Source organism: Pseudomonas sp. GXM4 (assembly GCF_008923895.1).
Taxonomy (GTDB): Bacteria; Pseudomonadota; Gammaproteobacteria; order Pseudomonadales; family Pseudomonadaceae; genus Aquipseudomonas; species Aquipseudomonas atacamensis.
In genome coordinates this window covers 1-16,762 of sequence record NZ_WBRZ01000113.1, presented here as the reverse complement: position 1 = coordinate 16,762, position 16,762 = coordinate 1, and the positions used below count along the sequence as shown (strand labels likewise).

Genomic DNA, 16,762 nt, shown 5'->3' with positions numbered 1-16,762 from the left:
GATAGCGGTCGTGACAACAAATACATTTTTTCCCTGACACACCGCCATCGCGGGCAAGCCCGCTCCCACAGGGTTTGTGTCGACAAAGTCTAAGGAAACCCATGAGCCTACTGACACGCCTGCTGGCGCGCGGCACTGTCGTGCTCGCCAATTCGGCTTCGAAACTGCAATCGCTGCAAATGCGCCTCACCGCCGGTGAAATCAACGACGACCTCGAACACTTCGAACCCTATGGTTTCACCAGCCATCCGCTGGCTGGAGCCGAAGGGATCGTCACCTTCATCGGCGGCGACCGTTCCCACGCCATCGCCCTGGTCATCGCCGACCGCCGCTATCGCCTGCAAGCACTCGCTGCCGGCGAAGTGGCGATCTACACCGACGAGGGCGACAAAATTCATTTCAAGCGCGGGCGGATCATCGACATCGAAACCGCCACGCTGAACATCCGCGCCAGCAGCGCGGTGAACTTCGATACGCCGGTGATCAACCAGACCGGCAAAATCGTTTCCACTGGCGATCAACTGGCCGGCGGCATCAGCCAGATCAAACACGTGCATGTTGGCGTGCAGGCCGGCAACGGTCAGACCGGCGCGCCGGCAGGAGGCCAGTGATGTTCATCAGCCAGAACCTCCACGCCGCACTGACCCGCGCGGTGCTGATCAGCCTGTTCACCTGGCGTCGCGCCGCCGATGACGACGCCCTCGATGACGAAGAACGCTTCGGCTGGTGGGGCGACAGTTTTCCCACGGTTGCCGACGATCGCATCGGCTCGCGGCTGTGGCTGCTGCGCCGGGTCAAGCTGACCCGGCAGACGCAAATGGACGCCGAGTTCTATGCCCGCGAAGCCCTGCAATGGCTGCTCGACGACGGCCACTGCAGCGCCATCGACATCCTCAGCGAACGCCTCGACGCCCAGCGCCTGAACCTGCGCACGGTCCTGACCCTGGCCGACGGTGAACGTCTGGACATCAACCCCGATAACAGTTGGCAGGTGATCTATGCCGTTTGAAACCCCTTCGCTGCCGGTGCTGATCAAGCGCACCCAAAGCGACCTGGCCGGCGATTCGCTGCGCCAGTCCGATGCGCAAGTGCTCGCCCGCACCCTCGGCGGCGCCGCTTATGGCCTGTACGGTTATCTCGACTGGATTGCCGAGCAGATCCTGCCCGACAAAGCCGATGAGTCAACCTTGGAACGCATCGCCGCGCTGCGCCTGAATCAGCCGCGCAAAGCCGCGCAAGTGGCCACCGGCAGCGTCAGTTTTACCGCCACTCCCGGTGCGGTGCTCGACGTCGACACTCTGCTGCAAGCGAACGATGGCCGCACCTACAAAGTCACGACCGCGCGCACCACGGTCAATGGCAGCAACAGCACCACGATTGCGGCGCTGGAGGCCGGCAGTCTGGGCAACGCTGATGCGGGTTTGACGCTGACCCCGGTGCAACCGATTGCCGGGATTGTCGGCAACAGCTTCGTGGTGCTGGCGCCGGGCCTCAGCGGCGGTGTGGCGCGGGAAAGCCTCGAATCGCTGCGCTCGCGGGTCATCCGTTCCTACCGCGTGATTCCCCATGGTGGCGCGGCCAGCGACTACGAAACCTGGGCGCTGGAAGTGCCGGGTGTGACGCGGGCGTGGTGCCGGGGCGGCTTGCTCGGTCCAGGCACCGTAACCGTGTTCATCATGCGCGACGACGATCCGCAACCGGTGCCGAACGATGAGCAGTTGGCGGAGGTTCAGGAGTACATCGAACCGCTGCGTCCGGTGACCGCGGAAGTGCACGTGCAGCGACCGGTGCAAGTGCCGGTGGTGTATCGCTTCAAGAGCGTCAATCCGGACACTACCGCCGTGCGCGCCGCCGTTGAAGCGCAGTTGCGCGATCTGCACAACCGTGAGGCCGATCTCGGTGTGCCGCTGCTGATCAGCCATATCCGCGAAGCGATCAGCAGCGCCGGCGGCGAATACGATCACACGCTCACTGCTCCGGCCGCTGACGTGCCGGCCGGGCAGAGCGAACTGCTGACCTTCGGAGGCTGCGTATGGGGGGCATAAGAACCGCCGCGCAATACCAGGCGCAACTGCGCGCCTTGCTGCCCAGTGGCCCGGCATGGGATCCGGAACGCGTGCCGGAACTCGAAGAAGTGTTGCAAGGCGTCGCCGTCGAACTGGCTCGTCTGGATGCGCGCGCCGCCGACCTGCTCAACGAAATGGACCCGGCCGGCGTCAGCGAACTGGTGCCGGACTGGGAACGCGTCATGCAGTTGCCCGACCCGTGCCTGGGCACCACGCCACTGTTCGACGACCGCCGCCTCGCCGTCCGCCGCCGCCTGCTCGCGGTCGGCAGCCAGGCTGTCGGCTACTACCTCGACATCGCCAAAAGCCAGGGTTACCCCAACGCCAGCATCACCGAACACGAAGCCCCACGCATGGGCCGCGCCCGTTTCGGCTCGGCCCATTGGGGCACCTGGGAAGCGCAGTTCATGTGGACGCTCAACACCGGCGGCCGCTTGCTGCTGGGCCGGCGTTATGGCGCTAGCTATTGGGGGGAGCGCTTCGGCGTAAACCCGGGCTCGGCGCTGGAATGCCTGATCCACCGAAGTGCGCCGGCGCATACCAAGGTGCACATCAATTATGACTAGGGAGGGATGAGGGATGGATTATCCGAAGAGTGTGCCCAGTGCCGGACTGGTGAATGGGAAGTTTGTTGATGAAAACCCGTTGATGGGGACGCCGGGGTCGTTGATCCCGGCGGATTGGGGGAACGGGGTTACGCAGGAAATTCTTAACGTGATCAAGGCGGCGGACCTGACACCGGATGAGAAGAAATACGATCAGTTGTTGCAAGCGATCCAATCGGTGACGGCCAAGGGCTGGAACCAGGATTTGGCGCTGCCGTTGGCTGCTTTGCCTTCACCTACAGTTGCCACCGCCGATGCACGTCTGCCGGTCAGTCCGGCTGCGGCCTCAACCAGTGGCGGCCGGGTTTCGATCGCAGCGGGAACCTTTATCAGTCTCGGCCAGGAAGTAGTGGCCGGCCAACTCGGACGCTCGCGCACCTTTGTGACGGCGGCATGGAGCAGTGCGGACCTGCTGCCCAGCAGCCATTACTTTCTGCGAGCGCAAGTCGTCGCGGGCGTACTGACGTTCTACACGCAACGCGGTGGCATTCATGACGTCGTGCCTGACTCGCTCAAAGGAATGGTCAACGGCGCTGCCGGCGGCGGTTTTCAGTCCACGCCTCTGGACATGTGTCTGGCGTGGGTGATAACCGGAGCACCGGGTTCGGTGCCGGTTGTGCGGACCCTATACAACCGCGCACGATTGAGCTGGACGCAAACGGTAAACGGCACCGGCGCAATATTTTTACCGCTTGACCCGCATGCGCGTGCGGCACGGCTTGTAGTGGGCAATCCGACGCCCTCATCGACAGCCGTAACGAGCGTCGCGTTTCCGGCGACTGGATGGGCGGGGGGCAACTACAGCTACCTGTCACCGGTATCGACGGGCGTCTCCAATAATGCGGGAGGCTGGAACCCGGCTACCCTGCAACCCTGCGTGATATTTACCAACAATATCGTCTACGACGTCACGGTCTCGACGCTGACCGCCAGTTTTGATCATGCCAATTTGCGCTCGCTCTGGCAGTCCTATCAGGCAGAACACAACCTCGGCCAATCAAACGCCGACAGCGATGAGCTATTGCTGAGCATGGGTATAAAAACCCATCCAATCACTGATTACAGCCTCGGCATCGCGGTCAACTTCGCCGACGCGGTGAACGTGCAACTGTCCTGGGAGCTTGTTCGATGATCGTTATTCAGGAACTTCATCAATGCGACGGTGAGTTGCGCCTGCCGCAACCGTCGGCTGCGCACGAGTGGGACGGGCAGAACTGGATTTTCAATGCAGATAGGCAGATTGCACTGGATCTGCAGGAAGCCGAACGCCTTTGCGCCAAAGTTGACGCCGCCGCCGACAACGCTCGCAACGCACTGGCTGGTGATCCACTCAAGGCCATGGAGTACGCACAGGCCGCCGCAGACGCTCAGGCTTTCAGCGACGCCGGATACCCGAAAAAGGAAGTGCCACTTTCGGTCGCAGCGTGGGTCGCGAAAGGCCGCACGGCCAAACAGGCGGCGGAGCAGATTCTGAGTAAGGCGGAGCAGTTGACTGAGCATTTGCTCACGCTGCGCACCTTGCGCCTGAAGGCCAAGGCGCAGATTCGCGCACAGGCGGGCAAGGGCAAGGTCGATTTGGCGCGCGGCGCGGCAGACGATGCGTTGATCGGGATTCGTGCCCTGATCAACGGTATATCCAGCTAGGCAACAAGGTCCACTTCTACGTCACCGACGCCACGCGATATGGGCTTGTTTAGTTTGTACATCATTTGGCCTGTGGCGCCCCGCGCGACCGCAAGGATCGAAGTCATCGTTAAGGAAAAAGACAATGGATTATCCAATCAGTGTGCCAAGCGCAGGCTTGGTCAATGGCATGTTTGTTGATGAGGACGCGCTCGCGGGCACACCCGGCTCGTTGATTCCCGCGAGTTGGGGCAACGGCGTGACGCAGGAAATTCTCGGCGTTGTGCGGGCCGCTGGAATGACACCGACCGAGACTTCAAATACACAAATGCTCGACGCGCTACGTAGCTCGCAGCTCTTCAAAACCCCGGCGCAATTCGATTTCAGCCGTTCAGTGGCTACAGCCGAGTTCGTGCAGCGTGCACTGGGCAATCACGCAGGGTCTCGTGACATCGCAGCCACGGCGCAACTTTCTCTTGCGGATGTGGGATGGGCGATCGGCCTGGGCGGAAACTCGGCCTATACCGTGTCTTTGCCAGACATCAAGTCAGTTCCCAATGGCGCAACGTTCACGCTGCATTGCCGTAGCAACGCCCCGGTCACTATTGCCTGTACAGGCATTGCGAAAATAAGCCCGCAAGGAGCTGAACTGACCTCGATTGTCATGAACAGTGGTGAGAGCGCCACCGTCGTCAGGGAAAACGGAGTCTGGGCAGTCCACGGCACCGCGAGTCTCAAATATGCCGCACTGTTTTCAGGGTTGACGGCTAACCCCGGGTATCAGAAGCACGCCAGTGGGAACATAGATCAATGGGGGACCGGCATTACGGATGCCAACGGTGAAATGTGGGTCAATTTCCCGGTTTCCTTCCCGAATGGTTTTTTCTCATGTGTCGCCAACCATGCCGGTGGCGAAGCGGCCATCGTGATTGTTGTCGGAGGCACCGCCACCAAGCAAGGCGTTCGCTTGAAAGTGCGCAACGCGGTCAACCAGCCTGGCGCTGGCTGGACCGTGTTTTATTTTGCCAAGGGTTATTGAATGAATACTACCAACGTGCTTTTCAGCGCCGGTACGCGAGGCGTGTATGTACCGGGTATCAATTCGTCGGACATTCCTGACGATGTCATCGAAATTCCCCAAGCCTATTGGATCTCGCTGCTGCAGCAACTGTCGGTCACCGCGAAAGCTATTGGCGTGCATGCTGAAAGCGGTTATCCGGTCCTGGTCGATCCACCGCCTCCTTCGGCAGAGGCGGCCGCAGGCTTCGAGCGCACCTGGCGCAACGCCCAGCTTGCCGCCACTGACGGCCTGGTCGCACGCGACCGTGATGAACTGGAGGACGGCCGCGGCACAACATTGACCACTGAACAATATGCCGAACTGCAAACTTATCGACGGGCGTTGCGCGAGTGGCCGCAAGGCTCATTCTTCCCGTCCAGCGTGCATCGGCCGGTGGCACCGAGCTGGCTGTCTGCTGCGCTTTAAAACATCAGGAACGTGATATGGATTATCCGAAAAGCATTCCGGGCTCAGGTCTGGAAAACGGCAGGTTTGTCGACGAAGACCCGATTGCAGGGAAGCCGGGGTCACTGATCCCGGCGAGTTGGGGGAACAGTGTTACCGAGGAAATACTCAATGCAATCACGGCTGCTGGCCTGACTCCTGATGAAAATCAGACCCATCAATTGGCTCAAGCCATTCGACAGTTGTCCAGACCTGATCCGCTGCAAGCGTTTCCGATGCAGGTCTATCGCAAGAATCTGTTGATCAATGGCGATTTCCGAATCTGGCAGCGTGGTGCGAGCAATCAGGCGCCAAATGTCGGCGGGTACGTGGCTGATCGTTTCCGTTGTGACTGGAACGGAAACGCCGGAGTGAGCATCACACGGCAAAATTTTGCTCTCGGGCAAGGCGAGGTCTCTGATGAGCCGGCCTGTTTCCTGCGCTGGCAGCAAACGTCCGCAGGGGCGGGAGCTACCGTTCACAAAATTTCCCAGAATATAGAGTCGGTCAGAACGCTCGCCGGAAAAACGGCAACGCTGACGTTTTGGGCTCGATCCGATGCCGTGCGGCCTTTGCAAATAACGATTGCGCAGCAATTCGGGGTAGGTGGATCGGCAGCCGTTGGGAAGCTGATTGATACGTTTCAACTGAACACAGTGTGGACGCGCTACACCGCAACGTTTCAGGTGCCTGCCATTGCGGGGAAAATGCAAGGCAGCGGCGACTGTCTGACATTGGCGTTCGATCTGCCTCTCAACGTGCTGCAAACGGTCGATCTGACACAGGTCCAATTGGAGGAGGGGCCTGTATCCACGCCCTTTGAACTTCGTCCCTTAGCGCAGGAGCTGGCGTTATGTCAGCGCTATTATGAAAAGTCATTTGCTTCCGGGTTGCCGGTCAAAGCCAATAATGGCACCAATACCTGTATCTCGACGTTTACTCAGGTTCCGGCAGGAAATACCGGCCAATACGGGATGACGATCGGCTTTCTGGTTCAGAAAAGGGTTCAACCTACAGTCACTGCCTATAGCCCGGCGGACAGCAGTAACCAGGTCTGGAATCAAACGATCAGCAAAGCTTGCACCGGCACGCTACTTCAAGGCGTAACGGATCGTAGTATTTCTTTTGCTACTGTCACGCCAGTCGGCAGCGCACCGGGGCAGACTTTGCAACTGGAATGGACAGCGGACGCTGAAATCTAGGAGCGACACTCATGGCTTATCAACTAAGTGCTTGCGGCGTGTTGCGCCTGTCTGATTGTGCATTTATTCCACAGGACTCCAATAATCGCGACTGGCTAGAGTTCCAGCAGTGGCAGCTCTCGGGCGGGCAGGTGCTACCGGCGGATGGGGGACTCGCGGAAACTGGTGCGACCGGCACCCTGAAAACTCTGGCAAATAAATGGCTGGCAACCATCAACCGCCAGCCGTGATTCAATCGGGACAACATCCAGGGAGGATCAAGCATCATGCAATTAACTGAAAAACACCTTATCGACATCATGCCCAACGCCCGCTCCCAAGCGGGCGTTTTTGTTTCTGCACTCAACGCTGCGATGGCCAGGCAGCGCATCGATACGCCCAAGCGCATCGCGGCGTTTCTGGCACAGGTCGGTCACGAGTCGGGCCAATTGCGCTACGTGCGCGAACTGGGCAACAACCAGTACCTGAGCAAATACGACACCGGCACGCTGGCGCTGCGTCTGGGCAATACTCCGGAAGCCGACGGCGACGGGCAAAAGTATCGCGGGCGTGGACTGATTCAGATCACCGGCCGGGCAAATTATCGTCAGTGCAGTCTCGGCTTGTTTGGCGATGAGCGTCTGTTGGCATTGCCCGAATTGCTCGAGCAACCGCAATGGGCGGCAGAATCGGCGGCGTGGTTCTGGGCGCAGAAGGGCTTGAACGAACTGGCCGACGCGGACCAGTTCAACACCATCACCCGGCGGATCAACGGCGGGTTGAACGGCTTGCAGGATCGCCTGGAAATTTGGGCACGGGCGAGGGCGGTGCTATGTCCGGCTCCTGGCGGGTGATTGGCCTGTTGTTGCTGGTGGCGGGGGCTTTCGCCGCGGCGTGGCAGTTTCAGGGCTGGCGTTACGGGCGGCAATTGGCCGACCAAGCGCGGTTAAACGCCGAAACGCAAAATCAACTCACTCTGACCGCCGCCACCGCGCAACAGGCCGAGCAGGATAAACGCCTGGCGCTGGAGCAACGGCTCGCGGCGAGTGAACAAACCCATTACCGAGCGCTGAGCGATGCCCAACGTGATCAGGATCGCCTGCGCGATCGCCTTGCTACTGCCGATGTTCGGCTGTCGGTCCTTCTCGACGCCGGCGACGTTGCCCACGGCTGTGCGGTGCCAGCCACCGCCGGCACCGGCGGCGTGGATTCTGCAGCCGTACGCGCCCGACTTGACCCGGCGCATGCTCAACGAATTATCGCCATCACCGACACCGGCGACCGTGGATTGATTGCCTTGCAGGCTTGTCAGGCCTATGTCAGAGCACTGGCGCCCGAACATCTTGAATGATTCTGTGTATTGAAAGCGCGTCCGGCTCGTGTACGGTGAAGACATTCCACACGATCCGGAGCTCGCCGTGAAAGAGACCACCCAACTGGCCGCAGAACTGGGCCGACGTCTGCAAGTGCTCAATGCCCATGTCACCACCGCCGAGTCCTGTACCGGTGGCGGTATCGCCGAAGCGATTACGCGGATTCCGGGCAGTTCGGCCTGGTTTGAAGCGGGGTACGTGACGTATTCCAATCGGCAGAAGACACGGCAGCTGGATGTGCCGGGCGATTTGTTCGAGACGGTAGGGGCGGTCAGTCGCGAAGTGGTCGAGGCCATGGTGCGCGGTGCGCAGCAGCACAGCCTGGCGCATTTTGCCGTGGCGGTCAGCGGTGTTGCCGGCCCCGACGGCGGCACGCCGAACAAGCCAGTCGGCACGGTATGGCTGGCCTGGGGTGTTGGCGATGAGGTTTACAGTGAGGTTCAGCACTTCCCCGGCAACCGTGATGAAGTCCGCCGACAAACGGTGAAGGCCGCGCTAGAGGGGCTTGTGCGACTAGCGGCACGAGAAATCGAAAATCAGGGGTAGGCGATCTTCGAACGCTGTGGAATAATACTGGCTACTTATACAGGTGTTGGCCGTCAGGCCTTATTGATTACGTGAGGACTTTAATGGACGACAACAAGAAGAAAGCCTTGGCTGCGGCCCTGGGTCAGATCGAACGTCAATTCGGCAAGGGTGCCGTAATGCGTATGGGCGATCAGGACCGTCAGGCGATCCCGGCCATCTCTACTGGCTCTCTGGGTCTGGATATCGCACTCGGCATCGGCGGTCTGCCAAAAGGCCGTATTGTTGAAATCTACGGTCCTGAATCCTCCGGTAAAACCACACTGACTTTGTCCGTGATTGCCCAGGCGCAGAAAGCCGGCGCGACCTGCGCATTCGTCGACGCCGAACACGCGCTCGATCCAGAGTACGCCGGCAAGCTGGGCGTCAACGTCGATGATCTGCTGGTTTCCCAGCCGGACACCGGCGAACAGGCCCTGGAAATCACCGACATGCTGGTGCGCTCCAACGCCGTTGACGTGATCATCGTCGACTCCGTGGCGGCACTGGTACCGAAGGCTGAAATCGAAGGTGAAATGGGCGACATGCACGTCGGCCTGCAAGCACGTCTGATGTCTCAGGCGCTGCGTAAAATCACCGGTAACATCAAGAACGCCAACTGCCTGGTCATCTTCATCAACCAGATCCGTATGAAGATCGGTGTGATGTTCGGTAGCCCGGAAACCACCACCGGTGGTAACGCGCTGAAGTTCTACGCTTCGGTTCGTCTCGACATCCGCCGTACTGGCGCTGTGAAGGAAGGCGACGAAGTGGTCGGCAGCGAAACTCGCGTCAAGGTTGTGAAGAACAAGGTGGCTTCGCCGTTCCGTCAGGCCGAGTTCCAGATTCTTTACGGCAAAGGCATCTACCTCAACGGCGAGATGATCGACCTGGGTGTGCTGCACGGTTTTGTCGAGAAGTCCGGCGCCTGGTACGCCTACGAAGGCACCAAGATCGGTCAGGGCAAGGCCAACTCGGCCAAGTTCCTGGCGGACAACCCGGAAATTGCCGCGAAGCTCGAGAAGCAGCTGCGTGACAAGCTGCTGTCGCCAGCGGTGATCGCGGACTCCAAGGCCTCGGCGGTCAAAGAGACCGAAGACGACCTGGCCGACGCTGACCTCTGATACCAGCGATGACCACCGCCGTACTGGATACCCTCGTCGCGGTGCGGCGAACCGCCATGGACCTGCTCGCACGTCGCGAGCATGGTCGAGTCGAGTTGACGCGTAAGCTGCGTCAGCGCGGCGCCGAGGCGGAGCTGATCGAAACAGCCCTCGACCGTTTGACGGAAGAGGGGCTGCTTTCCGAAGCCCGCTACCTTGAAAGTTTTGTTTCCTACCGCGCCCGTTCCGGCTATGGCCCTCTGCGAATTCGTGAGGAACTCAGTCAGCGGGGTTTGCAACGTACCGATATCGAAATCGCCCTGCGCGAAAGCGGTATCAACTGGCAGGCGCAGCTTCTGGATACGTGGCAACGCAAGTTCTCCGGGCATCTACCGATTGATGCGAAAGAGCGGGCCAGGCAAGGCCGGTTTCTGGCGTATCGTGGGTTCTCGATGGAGATGATCAACCGCTTGTTCAGCGGTCGAGGGATGGACGATTAGACCGATTCAACAAAAAAGGCCCGCTATTTTTTAGAAAATAGCGGGCTTTTTTTTGCCTTCAAATTACGTTGAAAGGTTCGCGTGAGTGTTGTGCTGTGGGCGATTTTGAATAGGCCCGGTTTTCCGGCAGGTTGATGAAGTCCACCAACTCTCTCAGACGACCATGGGTACGGCCATTGAAGGCAAACGCCAGCCGCGTCAGGTGGCTGAACTGTGCATCGTCGTGTTCTTCGCCGTTGTAGGCATGTTGGTGGAACTGGTCGCTCAGGCACAGATCAGCAAATTCCTCCTGCATCTGCGTCAGTGCTTGGTCGCTGAGCTTGTGGTTCATGCGAATCACAAATTGCCGCTTGAGCCAGCGGCTGGAGTGGAAGTTGCTATAGAACTGATTGATCTCGTCCACCGCGTCTTCAACGCTGTAAACCAAGCGCATCAACTTCATATCGGTCGGCAGGATATAGCGGTTTTCTTCCAGCTGATTGCGGATGAAGTCCAGCGCACCTTGCCAGAAGGTACCGCCCGGAACATCCAGCAACACCACCGGCACCAATGGGCTTTTGCCGGTCTGAATCAGCGTCAGCACTTCCAGCGCTTCATCAAGGGTGCCAAACCCGCCTGGGCACAGCACCAGCGCATCGGCCTCTTTGACGAAGAACAGTTTGCGGGTGAAGAAAAAGTGGAATGGCAACAGATTATCGGTGCCGTCGACGGTGGGGTTGGCATGTTGTTCGAAGGGCAGGGTGATGTTGAAACCCAAACTGTGGTCACGCCCGGCTCCTTCGTGGGCGGCGGCCATGATGCCGCCGCCGGCGCCAGTGATGACCATCATCTCTGCACGCGTCAGCGCTGCGCCGAGTTCGCGGGCCATCGCGTATAGCGGATGTTCCACTGGCGTACGTGCCGAGCCGAACACGGTGACTTTGCGCCGGCCCTTGAATTGTTCGAGCACGCGGAACGCCTGCTCCAGTTCACGCAGGGCTTGCAGGGTGATCTTGGCGTTCCAGCGGTTGTGGTCTTCCTGAGCCATGCGCAGCACGGTCAGGATCATGTCGCGGTAGATGGGGATGTTCGGGCTGTCGGTGGAAACACGGTTGAGTTGGGCTTCGACCTGGCTGATGAGGTCGCCGCTTTCTTGAAAATGACGGCTCAAGAGGTCATTCGGTTGATAAGGCATTCAACGTCTCCTTCTGTACAGAGCGGTTAGCCCTGACAACCAGCGTCCGGGTCGCACTGCAAAAACACACAGGGCCGGCAGTTCCATTTCTGCCGTTAACGAATGATCGGGAATACTCTCAATCTAGACCCTCGCACGCATTCGCGCTGACTTGAACAGTGCGCTGTAACGTTTTGTCTGGCAACCGCTTACTGATTTGCGCCAAAGCCCCGCCGCTCGTCTGAACGTGTCGCAAAGGGCCATCACTCTGATTTACTCAAATACAGACGTCGCAAGACAACCTTGCGTTTGCAAGGCAAAGCAATTCAAGGATTCGTGGGTGGCAAGGAGGCGGGATGCATGGTCAGAGTGGTTCTGGAGATCGATACTCAGCTGTATCGAATGTTGCAGGAGTCGGCCGAGACGCATCAATTGAGTCTCGAAGAAGAGTGTTGCCGACGATTGGCCGGCGGCGAACGCCGCTCGCGCTATCTGCAGGCGCTAGTGGCAGAACTGCGCGCCGAGGATGAACAGCGGCGCGCCAAGGCTTCGCGCTGATTACTTCTTTTTCGCTGGCGCGGCTTTCGGGCAATCGGATTCCTGATAGCTGGCCGAACCGATGGCTTTGTTGGTTTTCACTTCGGTGAAGTCGTAACGCATGATCGCGCCCTTGGCCATCAGCTTGCGGTACGACGGGTTGTTGCACACCGACGCGCCCAACTGGAAATACACAGCCTTGGGATCGGCGCGCATCTTGTCGGCGTGGCTCTTTTGCACGCTCAGATGGTTGATCAGCTGTGTGCCTTCGACGGTGTAGCCTTGATCAAGAATGTCTTCATTGATCGCCCGTGGCGTGCCGACGCTGCTTTGGGCGGCGACGTTGCGCAGCTCTCGGTTCAGATTCTGCTCACTCAGGGACGCAGCCTGAGCGGTAAAGGACGACGCCAGCAGAATGGCAGCGGTGGGAACGATAAGGCGCAGCATGAAACTCTCCTGATTCGGTGACTGGTGCTTCGACCCGTCACGGGGCGGTGCGTTCAGTGGCGGCGAATTATAGGTGAGCCGGTCTGGACGGTACAGGCTTGTGGCCGTCGCTCTGGTAAACTGCCGGCCTTTATTGCCCTGCCGAGTGTCGTTCGTGTCGAGTTTCCCTGTCTGCCGGTGTTGCCTGCGATGAACCATGCCCCCAACGCCGTGGCCCGCCTGCGCGATCAGCGCGAGGACGAAGGTATCAAGCCGATTCAGGCGCGCGGCTTTCGCTCCGAGCGTTGCCGCGATTGCCGAGTGATCATCAGTCATTGCCTGTGCGCGTGGCGGCCAAGCGTCGACACCCGTTCTGGCGTGTGCCTGATCATGACCGGCAAGGAAGTGTTCAAGCCAAGCAACACCGGTTGGCTGATTGCCGATGTGGTGCGCGACAACCATGCGTTCATCTGGTCACGCACCGAGCCCGACCCGCAGATGCTTGCACTGCTCAACGATCCGCAGTGGCAGCCGTACCTGGTGTTTCCGGGTGAGTATGTCGAACCGTCGCGGGTGACCAACACGGTGACAGTCGATAGCAGCAAGCGCCCGCTGTTCATACTGCTGGATGCGACCTGGACCGAGGCGCGCAAGATCTTTCGCAAGAGTCCGTATTTCGACCGCTTGCCGATCCTCAGCCTGCTGCCCGACAAACTCTCGCGCTATCGCTTGCGCCGTTCGACCCGCAGCGAGCACCTGTGCACCGCTGAAGTTGCGGCGTTGTGCCTGGAGCTGGCCGGTGACAGCGCTGCCGCTTCGGCGCTGGACGCCTATTTCGATGTGTTCAGCCAGCATTACCTCGGTGCCAAGCAGCAACTGGACATGAATGAATCAACCCCCGCTCACGCCGAGCTGCTGCCTTATATACGAAAGCCGCAGCCGGCGTTGGCCCGATAGTGGCCCATACTGTCCACAGCGCTGGCCATCTTGCTTGACCACCCCGGCTGCGCTGGGCATGCTTGGCGCCGATTAGGGTGCGGCCAAGGTTTGAGACGCCGTGTTTGCTGTTGATTGGCGTTGAACGTGCCCCTGCGGATATCGCTTGAAAGCGCTGTCTCGAGTTGCTTTGGCCAGACCGGAATCTACCGCGTCTGCCATCAAAAACAGGATCATTTGAAAAATGGCCACATACGACATCCTGATTGCCGATGATCACCCCCTGTTTCGCAGCGCGCTGCACCAAGCGGTGACGCTGGGCCTCGGCCCGGACGTGCGACTGGTGGAAGTGGCGAGCATCGCCGAACTGGAAGCCCGCCTGACCGAAAAGGCTGACTGGGATCTGGTCCTGCTGGATCTGAACATGCCCGGCGCCTACGGTTTTTCCGGACTGGTGCTGCTGCGCGGGCAGTATCCGCAGATTCCGGTGGTGATGGTCTCGGCCCAGGAAGAAGCTTCGGTGATGGTCAAGTCCCGCGAGTTCGGCGCCAGTGGTTTCATTCCCAAGTCCAGCGATCTGAGCGTAATTCAGGAAGCGGTGCGCAAGGTGCTCGATGGCGACGTGTTCTGGCCGCCGCAAGCGTTCGAAGCGGTGAGCGTGTCGGATGAGGCGAAAGCCGCCAGCGATGGCCTTGCCAGCCTGACGCCGCAACAGTTCCGCGTGCTGACCATGGTCTGCGAAGGTCTGCTGAACAAGCAGATCGCTTATGAGCTGAGCGTGTCGGAAGCGACCATCAAGGCCCACGTCACGGCGATCTTTCGCAAATTGAACGTGCGCACCCGCACGCAAGCGGCTTTACTGCTGCAACAACTTGAGTCAATTCCGAGCCAGTGATGGCTGGCGGTTTCACGCTTTTTTGACTTTCGTTGATCTAGCTTCCCCACACCTTTTTGGCTGGTTTCTTTCTTATGTCACCTTTCAAGGGCCAGACCGGCCTGAAACGCATCCTCAACGCGTCCGGCTATTCGCTCGACGGCCTGCGCGCCGCCTTCACCGGCGAAGCGGCATTCCGCCAACTGGTGCTGCTCAACGTGGTGCTGATTCCGCTGACATTCTTCCTCAATGTCAGCCGGGTCGAGCAGGCGGTGTTGATCGCGGTTTGCTTGCTGGCGCTGATTGTCGAGCTGCTCAATTCGGCGGTGGAAGCGGCCATTGACCGCATCTCGCTGGAATTGCATCCGCTGTCGAAGAACGCCAAGGACATGGGCAGCGCCGCGCAGTTCGTGGCGCTGAGCATGATCGGGCTGGTGTGGGCGGTGATTCTGCTTTAAGCGATGGTCGGCAAGACGATCTCGTCGCTGCGCTGCACCCCGGCGGTGAATGCTCGGCACAGCTCGAGAAACTCGCGCATCGCTGAAGTCTGGTACTTCTGTTTGTGCCAGATGAAATAGAACTGCCGGGCCAGATCCAGATCCGGCGTCTCCACCGGCACCAGACTGCCGCGCCGGAAGGCATCGCGCAGCGCCAACCGCGAAATGCAGCCAATCCCCAGCCCTGATTCCACTGCGCGCTTGATCGCTTCGGTGTGTTCCAGCTCGAGACGAATGTTCAGCGCGCTGCGATGGTGACGCATGGCCTGGTCGAAGGTCAGCCGCGTGCCGGAACCCTGTTCCCGCAGAATCCATGCCTCATGGGTCAGCTCTTCCATTGTCGCACTGCCGCGCTTGGCCAACGGATGCTGCGGCGCACAAAACACCACCAGCTCATCCTCGACCCAACTCTGCACTTCGATGTCCGGGTGGCTGCAATCGCCTTCGATTAGACCCAGATCAATTTCGTAGTGGGCGACCTGCTGCACGATATTGGCAGTGTTCTGCACGTGCAGCTTGACCTGACTTTCCGGGTGGCGCTGCATGAAGCTGCCGATCAGCAGGGTGGCCAGATAGTTGCCAATGGTCAGCGTTGCCCCCACTGATAAAGAGCCGAAACCGGATTTGCCATTGAGCAGGTCTTCGATTTCCTTGGCCTGGTCGAGCAGGGCGACCGCTTGCGGCAACAGTTGTTTGCCCAGGGCGTTGAGGCTCAGGCGTTTGCCGGCGCGGTCGAACAGCTGGCAGCTGGACTGGCGCTCAAGCTCGGTGATCGAAGTGCTGGCCGCCGATTGCGAGAGGTTGAGCAGACCCGCAGCACGGGATACGCTTTCCTGCTGGGCGACGGCGACGAAGACTTGCAGTTGACGGAGAGTAAATCGCATATCGATATAACCGATAACCCTTATCTTAATAATCCAGTTAACAGATATTGTCGTCGCTATTAGAATGCGATGCAATTGCGCATGTTAAGCCTCATTGAGCCGCGCAGACCAATCTCCAGGAGTCAAACGTACATGAGCAACATGAACCACGAGCGTGTCCTCAGTGTTCATCACTGGAACGACACTCTGTTCAGCTTCAAGTGCACCCGCGATCCGGGCCTGCGCTTCGAGAACGGTCAGTTCGTGATGATCGGCCTGCAACAGCCCAACGGCCGCCCGCTTATGCGCGCTTACTCGATCGCCAGCCCGAACTGGGAAGAGCATCTCGAGTTCTTCAGCATCAAAGTGCAGGACGGTCCGCTGACCTCCCAGCTGCAGCACTTGAAGGAGGGCGACGAGATCATCATCTCGAAGAAGCCTACCGGCACGCTGGTTCTTGATGACCTGAACCCGGGCAAGCACTTGTACCTGCTCAGCACCGGCACTGGTCTGGCGCCGTTCATGAGCGTCATTCAGGACCCGGAAACCTACGAGCGCTTTGAGAAAGTGATCCTCGTTCACGGTGTGCGCTACGTCAACGAAGTCGCTTACCGCGAATTCATCACCGAGCACCTGCCGCAGAACGAGTTCTTCGGCGAAGCGCTGCGTGACAAGTTGATCTACTACCCGACCGTGACCCGCGAGCCGTTCGAGAATCAGGGCCGCCTGACTGACCTGATGCGCAGCGGCAAGCTGTTCAGCGACATCGGCCTGCCACCGATCAACCCGCAGGACGACCGCGCGATGATCTGCGGCAGCCCGAGCATGCTCGACGAGACCAGCGAAGTGCTCGACAGCTTCGGCCTGAAAATCTCGGCGCGGATGCGCGAGCCGGGTGATTACCTGATCGAGCGTGCGTTCGTCGAAAAGTAACCTGCGATACCTGTGGGAGCGAGC

At 59.6% G+C, this 16,762-nt stretch carries 23 protein-coding genes; 20 read left to right on the top strand and 3 right to left on the bottom strand.

Translation table 11 applies throughout. The annotated features are described in order from the left end of the window. Positions 1 to 101 precede the first annotated feature (101 nt). The 15 genes from F8N49_RS15510 (at position 102) to recX (ending at position 10,519) form a co-directional block, all read left to right on the top strand. The gene (locus F8N49_RS15510; RefSeq protein WP_071174562.1) at positions 102 to 611 is read left to right on the top strand and encodes a phage baseplate assembly protein V; all 510 of its coding nucleotides are present in this window, start codon (positions 102 to 104) and stop codon (positions 609 to 611) included. Further along, the gene (locus F8N49_RS15505; protein ID WP_071174563.1) at positions 611 to 1,009 is read left to right on the top strand and encodes a phage GP46 family protein; all 399 of its coding nucleotides are present in this window, start codon (positions 611 to 613) and stop codon (positions 1,007 to 1,009) included. The genes F8N49_RS15510 and F8N49_RS15505 overlap by 1 nt, the downstream gene beginning before the upstream one ends. Beyond that, positions 999 to 2,045, top strand: a complete 1,047-nt coding sequence (locus F8N49_RS15500) for a baseplate J/gp47 family protein (RefSeq protein ID WP_071174564.1) — start codon at positions 999 to 1,001, stop codon at positions 2,043 to 2,045. The genes F8N49_RS15505 and F8N49_RS15500 overlap by 11 nt, the downstream gene beginning before the upstream one ends. Then, positions 2,033 to 2,632: a YmfQ family protein gene (locus F8N49_RS15495; protein WP_042607028.1), complete on the top strand. Its 600-nt coding sequence runs from the start codon at positions 2,033 to 2,035 to the stop codon at positions 2,630 to 2,632. The genes F8N49_RS15500 and F8N49_RS15495 overlap by 13 nt, the downstream gene beginning before the upstream one ends. A 13-nt stretch (positions 2,633 to 2,645) precedes the next feature. Continuing rightward, positions 2,646 to 3,803: a phage tail protein gene (locus F8N49_RS15490; RefSeq protein WP_151551858.1), complete on the top strand. Its 1,158-nt coding sequence runs from the start codon at positions 2,646 to 2,648 to the stop codon at positions 3,801 to 3,803. Next, entirely contained in the window at positions 3,800 to 4,315 is a 516-nt protein-coding gene (locus F8N49_RS15485) for a phage tail protein (protein ID WP_122698391.1), read from the top strand. The genes F8N49_RS15490 and F8N49_RS15485 overlap by 4 nt, the downstream gene beginning before the upstream one ends. A gap of 124 nt (positions 4,316 to 4,439) precedes the next feature. Beyond that, positions 4,440 to 5,333 carry a phage tail protein gene (locus F8N49_RS15480; protein ID WP_122610685.1) on the top strand — a complete coding sequence of 298 codons (894 nt, stop codon included), beginning with the start codon at positions 4,440 to 4,442 and terminating at the stop codon, positions 5,331 to 5,333. Beyond that, complete coding sequence (locus F8N49_RS15475) at positions 5,334 to 5,780, top strand: phage tail assembly chaperone (protein ID WP_151551857.1); 447 nt, start codon at positions 5,334 to 5,336, stop codon at positions 5,778 to 5,780. 17 nt (positions 5,781 to 5,797) lie between these two features. After that, complete coding sequence (locus tag F8N49_RS15470) at positions 5,798 to 7,000, top strand: carbohydrate-binding protein CenC (RefSeq protein WP_151551856.1); 1,203 nt, start codon at positions 5,798 to 5,800, stop codon at positions 6,998 to 7,000. A gap of 11 nt (positions 7,001 to 7,011) precedes the next feature. Continuing rightward, positions 7,012 to 7,230, top strand: coding sequence for a hypothetical protein (locus F8N49_RS15465; RefSeq protein ID WP_071174571.1), 219 nt, complete (start codon positions 7,012 to 7,014; stop codon positions 7,228 to 7,230). A gap of 36 nt (positions 7,231 to 7,266) precedes the next feature. After that, positions 7,267 to 7,833: a glycoside hydrolase family 19 protein gene (locus F8N49_RS15460; protein WP_071174572.1), complete on the top strand. Its 567-nt coding sequence runs from the start codon at positions 7,267 to 7,269 to the stop codon at positions 7,831 to 7,833. After that, positions 7,812 to 8,330 carry a lysis system i-spanin subunit Rz gene (locus F8N49_RS15455; protein ID WP_122751960.1) on the top strand — a complete coding sequence of 173 codons (519 nt, stop codon included), beginning with the start codon at positions 7,812 to 7,814 and terminating at the stop codon, positions 8,328 to 8,330. The genes F8N49_RS15460 and F8N49_RS15455 overlap by 22 nt, the downstream gene beginning before the upstream one ends. A 67-nt stretch (positions 8,331 to 8,397) precedes the next feature. Beyond that, positions 8,398 to 8,898: a CinA family protein gene (locus tag F8N49_RS15450; RefSeq protein ID WP_038861108.1), complete on the top strand. Its 501-nt coding sequence runs from the start codon at positions 8,398 to 8,400 to the stop codon at positions 8,896 to 8,898. A gap of 83 nt (positions 8,899 to 8,981) precedes the next feature. Then, entirely contained in the window at positions 8,982 to 10,040 is a 1,059-nt protein-coding gene (gene recA / locus F8N49_RS15445) for a recombinase RecA (RefSeq protein WP_024011876.1), read from the top strand. Positions 10,041 to 10,048: 8 nt separating this feature from the next. After that, positions 10,049 to 10,519, top strand: a complete 471-nt coding sequence (gene recX, locus F8N49_RS15440; RefSeq protein ID WP_151551855.1) for a recombination regulator RecX — start codon at positions 10,049 to 10,051, stop codon at positions 10,517 to 10,519. Positions 10,520 to 10,577: 58 nt separating this feature from the next. Here the strand turns inward: recX and F8N49_RS15435 are convergent, their stop codons facing one another. Continuing rightward, complete coding sequence (locus F8N49_RS15435; RefSeq protein WP_151551854.1) at positions 10,578 to 11,693, bottom strand: TIGR00730 family Rossman fold protein; 1,116 nt, start codon at positions 11,691 to 11,693, stop codon at positions 10,578 to 10,580. A gap of 339 nt (positions 11,694 to 12,032) precedes the next feature. Between F8N49_RS15435 and F8N49_RS15430 the strand changes: the two genes are divergently transcribed. After that, positions 12,033 to 12,230, top strand: coding sequence for a hypothetical protein (locus F8N49_RS15430; RefSeq protein WP_016770569.1), 198 nt, complete (start codon positions 12,033 to 12,035; stop codon positions 12,228 to 12,230). Here the strand turns inward: F8N49_RS15430 and F8N49_RS15425 are convergent, their stop codons facing one another. Continuing rightward, complete coding sequence (locus F8N49_RS15425; RefSeq protein WP_007908738.1) at positions 12,231 to 12,656, bottom strand: PA3611 family quorum-sensing-regulated virulence factor; 426 nt, start codon at positions 12,654 to 12,656, stop codon at positions 12,231 to 12,233. A gap of 189 nt (positions 12,657 to 12,845) precedes the next feature. On the opposite strand from F8N49_RS15425, the gene F8N49_RS15420 reads away from it, so the two are divergent. From F8N49_RS15420 to F8N49_RS15410, 3 genes are all read left to right on the top strand, one after another. Then, a complete protein-coding gene (locus tag F8N49_RS15420; RefSeq protein WP_130930165.1) occupies positions 12,846 to 13,592 on the top strand; it encodes a tRNA-uridine aminocarboxypropyltransferase in 747 nt (248 codons plus the stop codon). A gap of 223 nt (positions 13,593 to 13,815) precedes the next feature. Beyond that, entirely contained in the window at positions 13,816 to 14,466 is a 651-nt protein-coding gene (erdR, locus tag F8N49_RS15415) for a response regulator transcription factor ErdR (protein ID WP_016771412.1), read from the top strand. Positions 14,467 to 14,540: 74 nt separating this feature from the next. After that, positions 14,541 to 14,903: a diacylglycerol kinase gene (locus tag F8N49_RS15410; protein ID WP_016771411.1), complete on the top strand. Its 363-nt coding sequence runs from the start codon at positions 14,541 to 14,543 to the stop codon at positions 14,901 to 14,903. On the opposite strand, the gene F8N49_RS15405 is transcribed toward F8N49_RS15410, so the two are convergent. Continuing rightward, positions 14,900 to 15,826: a LysR family transcriptional regulator gene (locus tag F8N49_RS15405; RefSeq protein WP_024011881.1), complete on the bottom strand. Its 927-nt coding sequence runs from the start codon at positions 15,824 to 15,826 to the stop codon at positions 14,900 to 14,902. The genes F8N49_RS15410 and F8N49_RS15405 overlap by 4 nt on opposite strands. A 132-nt stretch (positions 15,827 to 15,958) precedes the next feature. Between F8N49_RS15405 and fpr the strand changes: the two genes are divergently transcribed. Then, positions 15,959 to 16,738 (top strand): ferredoxin-NADP reductase, encoded by a 780-nt coding sequence (fpr, locus tag F8N49_RS15400; RefSeq protein ID WP_007908723.1) that lies wholly within the window; start codon positions 15,959 to 15,961, stop codon positions 16,736 to 16,738. Positions 16,739 to 16,762: the final 24 nt, after the last annotated feature.